The sequence below is a fragment of the Pseudomonas sp. Sample_21 genome (genome assembly GCF_004307525.1).
Lineage (GTDB): Bacteria > Pseudomonadota > Gammaproteobacteria > Pseudomonadales > Pseudomonadaceae > Aquipseudomonas > Aquipseudomonas atacamensis.
In genome coordinates, this window is the sequence record NZ_RCNZ01000081.1 from 1 (window position 1) to 9,107 (window position 9,107).

At 60.9% G+C, this 9,107-nt stretch carries 4 protein-coding genes; 2 read left to right on the forward strand and 2 right to left on the reverse strand.

Going from position 1 to position 9,107, the window contains the following annotated elements; genetic code table 11:
• Positions 1-88 precede the first annotated feature (88 nt).
• Both glyA and morA read right to left on the reverse strand, forming a co-directional pair.
• A complete protein-coding gene (glyA, locus tag D8U71_RS14760; protein ID WP_016773106.1) occupies positions 89-1,342 on the reverse strand; it encodes a serine hydroxymethyltransferase in 1,254 nt (417 codons plus the stop codon).
• A 297-nt stretch (positions 1,343-1,639) separates the two neighbouring features.
• A complete protein-coding gene (morA, locus tag D8U71_RS14765; protein ID WP_123443306.1) occupies positions 1,640-5,488 on the reverse strand; it encodes a cyclic di-GMP receptor MorA in 3,849 nt (1,282 codons plus the stop codon).
• A gap of 287 nt (positions 5,489-5,775) precedes the next feature.
• Between morA and ettA the strand changes: the two genes are divergently transcribed.
• Complete coding sequence (ettA, locus tag D8U71_RS14770; RefSeq protein WP_016773108.1) at positions 5,776-7,440, forward strand: energy-dependent translational throttle protein EttA; 1,665 nt, start codon at positions 5,776-5,778, stop codon at positions 7,438-7,440.
• A 350-nt stretch (positions 7,441-7,790) separates the two neighbouring features.
• On the forward strand, positions 7,791-9,107 hold a 1,317-nt coding region (gene gdhA, locus D8U71_RS14775), incomplete at its 3' end, for an NADP-specific glutamate dehydrogenase (protein WP_130888078.1).

A 9,107-nucleotide genomic window follows, 5' to 3' on the forward strand; every position in this document is an offset into this window, starting at 1 on the left:
ACAAGTCGGGGCGTTTGCTGGAACCACCATCAGTGCGTTTTCACACAGTCTGATCGTGACCGGTTTTTTATTGCGGATTAACGAGGCATCAAGCGCCGTACACCGGCAGTTTCTTGCAGATGGCTTTGACTTTCTCGCGAACGGCGTCGATCACCGCTTCGTTGTTCAGATCAGCCAGGATGTCGCAGATCCAGCCGGCCAGCTCTTTGCACTCAGCCTCTTTGAAACCGCGAGTGGTCACAGCCGGAGTACCGAAGCGCAGGCCGGAGGTGACGAACGGCGAGCGTGGATCGTTAGGCACGGAGTTCTTGTTCACGGTGATGAACGCTTTGCCCAGAGCGGCGTCGGCATCTTTACCGGAGATGTCCTGCTTGATCAGCGACAGCAGGAACAGGTGGTTTTCAGTACCGCCCGAAACCACGTCGAAACCGCGTGCGATGAACACTTCGGCCATGGCCTTGGCGTTCTTCACCACTTGTTGCTGGTAAGCCTTGAACTCAGGCTGCAGCGCTTCCTTGAAGCAGATCGCCTTGGCCGCGATCACGTGCTCCAGCGGGCCACCCTGGGCGCCCGGGAATACTGCGGAGTTGAGCTTCTTCTCGATCTCGGCGTTGGCACGGGCCAGGATCAGACCGCCACGTGGACCGCGCAGGGTCTTGTGGGTGGTGGTGGTCACGACGTCGGCGAACGGCACCGGGTTCGGGTACACACCCGCGGCAACCAGACCGGCGACGTGAGCCATGTCGACGAACAGGTAAGCGCCGACCTTGTCAGCGATTTCGCGGAAGCGCGGGAAGTCGAGGATCTGCGAGTAGGCCGAGAAACCGGCAACGATCATTTTCGGCTTGTGCTCGACCGCCAGGCGCTCGACTTCGTCGTAGTCGATCAGGCCGTTGGCATCGATACCGTATTGAACGGCGTTGTACAGCTTGCCCGAGGAGGAAACGCTGGCGCCGTGGGTCAGGTGACCACCATGGGCCAGGCTCATGCCCAGAATGGTGTCGCCACCTTGCAGCAGAGCCAGGTAAACAGCGGCGTTGGCCTGGGAACCGGCGTGCGGCTGAACGTTGGCGTAATCGGCGCCGAACAGTTCCTTGGCGCGGTCGATGGCCAGTTGTTCAACCACGTCCACGTATTCGCAACCACCGTAGTAACGCTTGCCCGGATAGCCTTCGGCGTACTTGTTGGTCAGGACCGAGCCTTGAGCTTCCATCACCGCTGGGCTGGTGTAGTTTTCCGAAGCGATCAGCTCAATGTGTTCTTCCTGACGCTGAGCTTCTTGCTCCATGGCGGCAAAAAGGTCGGCGTCGTACTTGGCAATAGTCAAATCACGGCTGAACATGGCGGTCCTCAAGGATCGGGGGCAGAAAAGGGGGGCATTCTAACCCAACCGCTTTTGGATGACATATGAAACGACGTCATGTCGCAGACAAGTGGCGTTCATGACAGATGTGCGGTGCTTTTGCCGGCCCCTTCGCGAGCAGAGGGGCATTGATCGTTCCCACGCTCTGCGTGGGAATGCAGCCCGTGACGCTCCGCGTCAACTGCCGAAGCGGACGCAGAGCGTCCAGTGAGGCATTCCCACGCGGAGCGTGGGAACGATCGAAGGCTGCGATCTTTTCGGGCGCGCCGCAGATCGTCAGTCGAACATGAACAGCGCGTCGTTACAGAACTGCGCTTCAAACCGTCCCGCCGGCATCGGCCGGCCGAACAGATATCCTTGCACCTCATCGCAGCCATGCTCGCGCAGGAAGTCCAGTTGCTCATGGGTTTCCACACCCTCGGCGATTACCGCCAGGTTCAGGCTGTGGGCCATGGCGATGATCGCCCGGGCGATCTGCGCGTCCTGTTCCCCGGACGGCAGGCCGTCGACGAAAGTACGGTCGATCTTCAGCACGTCGATCGGGAATTGCTTGAGGTAGTTCAGCGATGAATAACCGGTGCCGAAGTCATCGACCGCGATGCTCAGGCCGAGGTTCTTCAGCCCGGCAAGAATCTGCATCGCCTCGCTGACTTCGCGCATCAGGATGCTTTCGGTCAGTTCCAGCTCCAGACACGCCGGCGGCAGGCCGGTTTCGCGCAGGATCGTCGCGATTCGCGTACCCAACTGGCCGTCGGAGAACTGCCGTGCGGAAATGTTCACCGACACCTTCGGCACCCGCACCCGTTGCTGGTGCCAGGTTTTCAGCTGTCGACAGGCCTCGCTGATGACCCAGTCGCCAACGTCCACCACCAGACCAAGCTCTTCCAGCACCGGAATGAAATCCCCCGGCGGCACCAGCCCGCGACGCGGATGGCGCCAGCGCAGCAGCGCTTCGGCGCCGGTCAGGCGCTTGCCGTCGCCACTGAACTGCGGCTGGTAATACAGGACGAATTCGTTCTGCTCCAGCGCATGGCGCAGATCGCTTTCCAGTTCCAGACGCTCCAGCGCACTGGCGTTCATGTCGGCCTGATAGAACTGGAAGTTGTTCTTGCCGCGTTCCTTGGCGTGGTACATCGCCGTGTCGGCGTTTTTCATCAACTGGCTGAGTTCATTGCCGTCCTGCGGACTCAGGGCGATGCCGATACTGGCGGTGACGAAGAACTCGCGGCCCTCGAGCACGAACGGCCGCACCAGGCTGGCGAGAATCTGCTCGGCCACGTGAATCGCCCGGTTCAGCGCCAGTTCGCGGTTGGAGCGATGCTGCAGCAGCAGGGTGAATTCGTCGCCGCCCATGCGCGCCACGGTGTCATCGTCATCGACGCAGGCCAGCAGGCGCGTGGCCATGTCCTTGAGCATGCGGTCGCCGGCGGCGTGGCCCAAAGAGTCGTTGATCGGTTTGAAACGGTCGAGGTCGAGGAACATCAGCACCACCCACGACTTCTGCCGTTCGGCCGCTTGCAGCGCGGTGTGCAGACGATCCTGGAACAGCGTGCGGTTCGGCAGGTGGGTGAGGGCGTCGTAATAGGCGAGGCGGTGGATGCGCTGCTCGCTGGCCTTGCGCTCGCTGATGTCGCTGAAGAAACACACGTAACTGGCCAGATCGCCCTCGTCGTCGAGCACGGCCGTAATGCCGACCCACGCCGGGTAGTGCTCGCCGTTACGGCGCTTCATCCATACTTCGCCTTCCCAGGTGCTGTGCTCGTGCAACTGCTTGAGCACGTAGCGCAAGTGCGCGTCCTGTTGCTCGTCGACGGTGAGCATGTTCGGCAATTGGTCGAGCACTTCGCCAACGCTGTAGCCGCTGACCCGACTGAACGCTTCGTTGGCCTGGACGATGTACCCAGCGGGGTCGGTGATCAGGATCGCCGAAGTCGAGTGCTCGAATACCGTGGCGGCCATGCGCAGATCTTTTTCGGCACGGCGCTGCTGGCTGATATCGCGGCCGACGCCGAGCACGCCTTCGAACGCGCCGTGTTCGTCCCACACCAGCACCAGACGCAGTTCGATCGGAATCTTGCGGCCATCGGCACGCAGGCAATCGAAGAGGAACAGCTGCGTTTGCACCTGACTGCGCAGCAATGCCAGTTGCTCGGGCTTGTCCAGCGCCTTGCTGACGCGGTCCATCAGCACATGAATGCCGTTCAGTTGCCCGGGATTGGCGATGATCGATTGCCAGCCGTTCTGGAAAATCCATTCGGCGTTGTAACCGAGCACCGCCTGCACCGACGGGCTGACGTAGTTCAGCGAGAGCTTGCTGTCGGTGGAGAAAATCACGTCGCTGATGCTTTCGGCGAGCATGCGGTAACGCTGCTCGCTGTCACGCAGCGATTCGCTGGCCTCGATCTGTTCAGTGATGTCCTTGGCCACGCCGATGATCCGCGTGACCTGGTCGTGCTTGTCCCGCGCCAGCGCCTGTTCACGGATGTCGAAGCGCCGCCACTTGCCGTCGCGATGGCGGAAGCGCAATTGGCATTGCAACAACTGGCTGTAACCGGCGTGACGCTGCAACTGCCGCGAACGATGGTAATAGTCGGCGTCTTCCGGGTGCAGGAGGATTTCCCAGAAGTATTCGCCCATCTGATGCAGTTCAGTGCGGTTGTAGCCCAGGGTCTGGCCGAGGTGGTGGTTGCTGAAAATCATCCGCTGGCTGATCACGTCCTGCACATACAGATGATCGGGTACGGTGCGCACCACATCCGACCAGAAACCTTCACGCTCCAGCAGCGACAGTTCGATCAGCTTGCGGCTGGTGATGTCGTTGATGCTGAGGATCACCGCTTTATAGTCGTGCTGCTCCCTCGGCAGGCGCAAAACCATCCACAGATGCTGGTCGCGACCGTTGCTGTTGGGCAGTTTGATTTCCAGTTCCAGCTGTTTCTGCTGCTGCAGGACGGCGTCGAGGATCTGCTGACCGATCGCGCACTGCGGATGGCGCTGGCCATCGATCAGCAGTTGCCAGGCATCGTCGCAGGAGTGCACATCGAGCAGTTGCAGGGCGACCTGATTGACTTCGGTGACGCGCATTTCCGCGAGCAACTGCTGGCGCTGCTGCGGTTGGTCGAGCCAGGCCTTGAGCTGGTCACTGGTCTGGATCTGCGCCTTGTCGAACATCTGCTTGAGGCCGGACAGGTCAAGCACGCACAAGGCCACGCCGGTGCCTTCGAAAATATCCTGATAACGCCGCCGGCCTTCATGCACCTGGCGCTGACGCCGACGCATGTTCAGCAGCGCGATCACCGGCAACATCGAGAACGCCAGGCCGAGCAGGCATTTGCCGATGAACGCCGGCAGCAACTCTTCCAGTACGCGCTGGCGGTCGAACAGCCCGCGCAATTGCCAGTCGCTGCTGCTCAGCGGCACGGTCAGCACGGTGTTGGCGACATCGTCGGGCGTCAGCCCGCCAGCCTTGACCGAGGGCAGCCCGGCGTCGCGGCTGATGATCTGGTGATTGAGGCGGTTTTCCACCAGCCATAACGGGCGCAGGGCGGTGGCGTCCTGTTTGGTCAGCGAGTCGAAGAAGGTTGGCGTCAGGCGCAAGGCCCAGTAACCGCGACTGCTGCCGCTGGCCTGATGCAGTAGCAGATGCACCACCGAGCCGTCATCGGCATTGCTGAAGTAATGCGCCTGGACACGGCTGCGGCGCACCAGTTCGGTCAGGTAATCGGCGTCGGAACTGTCGGTGGCGCTGTCGCTGATGATCCGGCCGGAGGGCGAGAGCAGGGCCATGCTGCGCAGATCTGGCAGCGAGCGTTGCAGTTTGCGCAGGAGCATCTGCTGTTCGTCGGCGGTTTGCGGTTGTTCGACGATCGGTAGCAGATTGAGGGCGATTTGCGCATTCAGCGCCATGTTCAGGCTGACCTGGGCGGCGAGGTCGGCGGTGTAGTCGATGGTGTATTGGCGCTGATTTTTCTGAGTTTCGCGCAATTGATCGAGCAGTTGCCAGAACAGCAACGCGAGCAATAACAGCACGAGAGTGGCCAGCGCACCCTTCAATGTCCCGCGCAGGGGCGAGCCGGGCGCCGGTGGGGTGCTGCTCACAGAGGCTGGCGGAGTGACATTGGTCAAGCTGTGATCCTGCGATTTGGCTGGACTGGCGCGACGTGCACTATAAGCCGGACGCCCGAAGGGCGGCTAGCATGCCTTGACTCGTGGCGAAGTGCCAGCCCCTCTCGGCTGGACTGCCTTCCAGCATTAAGGTAGCTTTGCCGGTTAGACCGGGGGCGTTCCAGCCCCTACAATCAGACTTTTTCCAGCGCGCACGCATTGATCGCGATCAAGTGAACGACGCGCACAGTCTGGCCAGGCATCGCCTGCGCTCCAATCATTCATCTGTCACTGACCCAAGGTTCTCCATGGCTCAATACGTCTTCACCATGCATCGGCTGGGCAAAGTTGTTCCGCCGAAGCGGGAAATCCTCAAGAACATTTCGCTGTCCTTCTTCCCCGGCGCCAAGATCGGCGTGCTCGGCCTCAACGGTTCGGGTAAATCCACGCTGCTGAAAATCATGGCCGGCGTCGACACCGAGTTCGAAGGCGAAGCCCGTCCGATGCCGGACCTGAACATCGGTTACCTGCCGCAAGAGCCGCAGCTCGACCCTGCCAAGACCGTGCGTGAAGTGGTCGAGGAAGCGGTCAGCGTGATCAAGGATGCGCAAGCGCGTCTGGACGAGGTCTACGCGGCCTACGCCGACCCGGATGCCGACTTCGACAAGCTTGCTGCTGAACAGGCCAAGCTCGAAGCGATCCTGCAGGCCAGCGACGGCCACAACCTCGAGCGCCAACTGGAAGTCGCCGCCGATGCACTGCGTCTGCCGGCCTGGGACGCGAAAGTCGAACACCTGTCCGGTGGTGAAAAACGTCGCGTCGCCCTGTGCCGTCTGCTGCTGTCCGCGCCAGACATGCTGCTGCTCGACGAACCGACCAACCACCTGGATGCCGATTCGGTGGCGTGGCTGGAGCATTTCCTCCACGACTTCCCGGGCACCGTGGTCGCGATCACGCACGACCGCTACTTCCTCGACAACGTCGCCGGCTGGATTCTGGAACTCGACCGCGGCGCGGGCATTCCTTACGAGGGCAACTATTCGGGCTGGCTCGAAGCCAAGTCCGATCGCCTGGCCCAGGAATCCAAGCAGCAGTCGGCTCACGAAAAAGCCATGAAAGAAGAACTGGAGTGGGTGCGCAAAGGCGCCAAGGCCCGCCAGTCGAAATCCAAGGCACGTCTGCAACGCTTCGAAGAAATGCAATCGCAGGAATTCCAGAAGCGCAGCGAAACCAACGAGATCTACATCCCGGCCGGTCCGCGCCTGGGCGACAAGGTAATCGAATTCAAGAACGTCACCAAAGGCTACGGCGATCGCGTGCTGATCGACAACCTGTCGTTCTCCATGCCGAAGGGCGCCATCGTCGGCGTGATCGGCGGTAACGGTGCCGGTAAGTCGACGCTGTTCCGCATGCTGATGGGCAAGGAAACCCCGGATTCGGGCAGCATCGAAATCGGTGAAACCGTGCAGCTGGCCTGCGTCGACCAGAGCCGCGAAGACCTCGACGGCAGCAAGACCGTGTTCCAGCAGATTTCCGACGGTTCCGACCAGATCCGCATCGGCAACTACGAAATCCCGTCGCGCACTTACGTCGGCCGCTTCAACTTCAAGGGTGGCGACCAGCAGAAGTTCGTCAAGGATCTGTCCGGCGGTGAGCGCGGTCGTCTGCACCTGGCGCTGACCCTGAAGGAGGGCGGCAACGTCCTGCTGCTCGACGAACCGTCCAACGACCTCGACGTGGAAACCCTGCGTTCGCTGGAAGAAGCCCTGCTGGACTTCCCGGGCGCCGCCATTGTGATCTCTCACGATCGGTGGTTCCTTGACCGTGTCGCCACACACATCCTGGCGTACGAAGACGACTCGCAAGCGGTGTTCTTCGAAGGCAACTACACCGAGTACGAAGCCGACCGCAAAAAACGCCTCGGCGAAGCAGCGGCCCAGCCACACCGGGTACGTCACAAGAAACTGGCCTGATATCGGGTTGGTTGCAGAAAGAGCGGAGCCTTCGGGCTCCGTTTTTTTTGCCCTGGTTTTTTCCTGATAAACCGAGTTGCGGCTTTCGCGAGCAGGCTCGCTCCCACAGGGGTAACGCATTCCAAATGTGGGAGCGAGCCTGCTCGCGAAGATGGTGTAGCTGTTGGTGCAAGTCTTGAATCTGTGCTCCCCACTCAGGTGCAAAAACGGATAAAAACCCCTTGGATTTATATCCTGTGCACCATTTAATTTCATAACTGCGACATCTTGCTCTGTTCCTGTGCGCAATTCGTTTGTTACAGTCCGGCCCAATCTCCTCCAACGACAATAAATTTGCCGAGACTTTGCCCATGATCGAATCCGTCGAATCCTTCCTTGCGCGCCTGAAAAAACGCGACCCGGACCAACCCGAATTCCACCAGGCTGTCGAAGAAGTCCTGCGCAGTCTGTGGCCGTTTCTTGAAGCCAATCCGCATTACCTGACTTCGGGCATTCTGGAGCGCATCTGCGAGCCGGAGCGTGCGCTGGTGTTTCGCGTATCGTGGGTCGACGATCAGGGCAAGGTCCAGGTCAATCGCGGCTTCCGTATCCAGATGAACAGCGCCATCGGCCCGTACAAGGGCGGCTTGCGTTTTCATCCGTCGGTGAACCTCGGCGTGCTGAAATTTCTCGCCTTCGAGCAGACCTTCAAGAACTCGCTGACCTCCCTGCCCATGGGCGGTGGCAAGGGCGGTTCGGACTTCGATCCGAAGGGCAAGAGCGATGCTGAAGTCATGCGTTTCTGCCAGGCGTTCATGAGCGAGCTGTATCGCCACATCGGCGCCGACGTTGACGTGCCGGCCGGTGATATCGGTGTCGGTGCGCGGGAGATCGGTTTCCTCTTTGGCCAGTACAAGCGCCTGAGCAACCAGTTCACCAGCGTCCTCACCGGCAAGGGCATGACTTACGGCGGCAGCCTGATTCGCCCGGAAGCCACCGGTTTCGGCTGCGTGTACTTCGCCGAAGAAATGCTCAAGCGCCGCGGGCAGAGCGTGGAAGGCAAGCGCGTGGCGATTTCCGGTTCCGGCAACGTCGCGCAGTACGCGGCGCGCAAGGTCATGGATCTGGGCGGCAAGGTGATTTCCCTGTCCGATTCCGAAGGCACGCTGTACTGCGAAGCAGGATTGAGCGAAGCACAGTGGCTGGCGCTGCTGGAGCTGAAAAACATCAAGCGCGGGCGCATCAGCGAACTGGCAAGCGCCCATGGTCTGGAATTCCGCGCCGGCCAACATCCGTGGTCGCTGCCGTGCGATATCGCGCTGCCCTGCGCGACGCAAAACGAACTCGACGCCGAAGCCGCGCGCACTCTACTGCGCAATGGCTGCGTCTGTGTGGCTGAAGGCGCGAACATGCCGACCACGCTGGCGGCTGTGGATATCTTTATCGAGGCCGGCATTCTCTTCGCTCCGGGCAAAGCGTCGAATGCCGGCGGTGTGGCCGTGAGTGGTCTGGAGATGTCGCAGAACGCCATGCGCCTGCTGTGGACGGCGGGCGAGGTCGACAGCAAGCTGCACGCGATCATGCAGTCGATCCACCACGCCTGCGTGCATTACGGCGAAGACAACGGTCAGGTCAATTACGTCAAGGGCGCGAACATCGCCGGCTTCGTCAAAGTCGCCGATGCGATG

Excerpts from the sequence above, each read along its gene's own strand:
- ettA (WP_016773108.1), top strand. The coding sequence starts at position 5,776 with ATGGCTCAATACGTCTTCACCATGCATCGGCTGGGCAAAGTTGTTCCG.
- glyA (WP_016773106.1), bottom strand. The coding sequence starts at position 1,342 with ATGTTCAGCCGTGATTTGACTATTGCCAAGTACGACGCCGACCTTTTT.